Source organism: Variovorax brevis (assembly GCF_030317105.1).
GTDB lineage: Bacteria > Pseudomonadota > Gammaproteobacteria > Burkholderiales > Burkholderiaceae_C > Variovorax > Variovorax brevis.
The window spans coordinates 1-1,223 of sequence record NZ_JASZYG010000081.1 but is presented as its reverse complement, the minus strand read 5'-3'; the positions used below and the strand labels follow the sequence as shown (position 1 = coordinate 1,223).

The 1,223-nt window shown below is 61.1% G+C and carries 1 protein-coding gene; it reads left to right on the top strand.

The window, feature by feature from the left end; translation table 11 throughout:
- The first annotated feature begins 57 nt into the window (after positions 1 to 57).
- The gene (locus tag QTI66_RS39505) at positions 58 to 1,215 is read left to right on the top strand and encodes an IS30 family transposase (RefSeq protein WP_286565838.1); all 1,158 of its coding nucleotides are present in this window, start codon (positions 58 to 60) and stop codon (positions 1,213 to 1,215) included.
- Positions 1,216 to 1,223: the final 8 nt, after the last annotated feature.

Here is a 1,223-nt window from a genome sequence, read left to right as displayed (position 1 = left end):
GGCGGGCTCAACCCGTCGATGCAACACTTCAAAGACGAATCGAGGTGTTAATTGACGATGAGCACAGGTCAGCGAATTCATCCGTCGGCTGCGGAGCAGCGGCAGATGTGGGATCGATGGAAGCAAGGCGAGCGGATCGCCGAGATCGCCATGGCGTTGAGACGCCCGGTGCCGTCGATACAGACATGGATCGGCAAGGCAGGAGGCTTTGCCCCACGAGAGTGCCGTCGCGCGCCTGGCGCCTTGACGCTGCGCGAGCGCGAGGAGATCTCGCGCGGACTCTCGATGGGCGAGTCGATACGCTTGATCGCGGCACGGTTGTCACGCAGTCCCAGCACCATCTCGCGAGAGATCGAGCGCAATGGTGGACGTGGTCAGTATCGCGCGATCAATGCCGACGAAGCTGCTTGGCAAAGGGCCAAGAGGCCCCAATGCTGTCGCCTGCAGCGGCATCCCGCGCTTGAGCTCAAAGTCGCTGACAAGCTCAGACTGTGTTGGTCGCCCGAGCAGATTTCGGGATGGCTCAAGCGTCAGTTCCCCGAAGATCGCGAAATGAACGTCTCGCACGAAACAATTTACAGAACGCTTTTTGTCCAGGCCCGTGGCGCCCTCAAAAAGGAGCTGACGGTCTACCTTCGAGAGCACACCAGGATGCGACGACCCCGTGCGCAGCCGCAGCCGCCCGCGCCCTATCGGATCAAGGACCTGGTCTCCATCAGCCAGCGTCCGCCCGAGGCCGACGATCGTGCGGTGCCAGGTCATTGGGAAGGCGACTTGTTGTTCGGGACGGTCAATTGCCAAGTGGCAACGCTGGTCGAACGCCATTCGCGCTACCTCATCCTCGTGAAGGTGGACGGCAAGGACACCCACAGCGTGGTTGAAGCCTTGACCCGTCAGGTCAAGAGATTGCCGACCGGGCTGATGAAGACCCTGACCTGGGACCGGGGCAGCGAGATGGCCGCTCACCGCAAGTTCTCCGTAGCAACCGATGTGGATGTGTACTTCTGCGATCCACAGAGTCCGTGGCAGCGTGGCTCCAACGAGAACACCAATCGGCTGCTTCGACAGTACCTGCCCAAGGGCAAGGACTTCTCCACCTTCACGCAAGCCCAGTTCGATCGCATCGCCAATGAGATGAACGGTCGACCAAGACAGACACTTGGCTTTGCCAACCCCGCTGAGGTACTCTGGCAGACCGTTGCATCGACGGGTTGAGCCCGCCG

Excerpts from the sequence above, each read along its gene's own strand:
- QTI66_RS39505 (WP_286565838.1), top strand. The coding sequence starts at position 58 with ATGAGCACAGGTCAGCGAATTCATCCGTCGGCTGCGGAGCAGCGGCAG.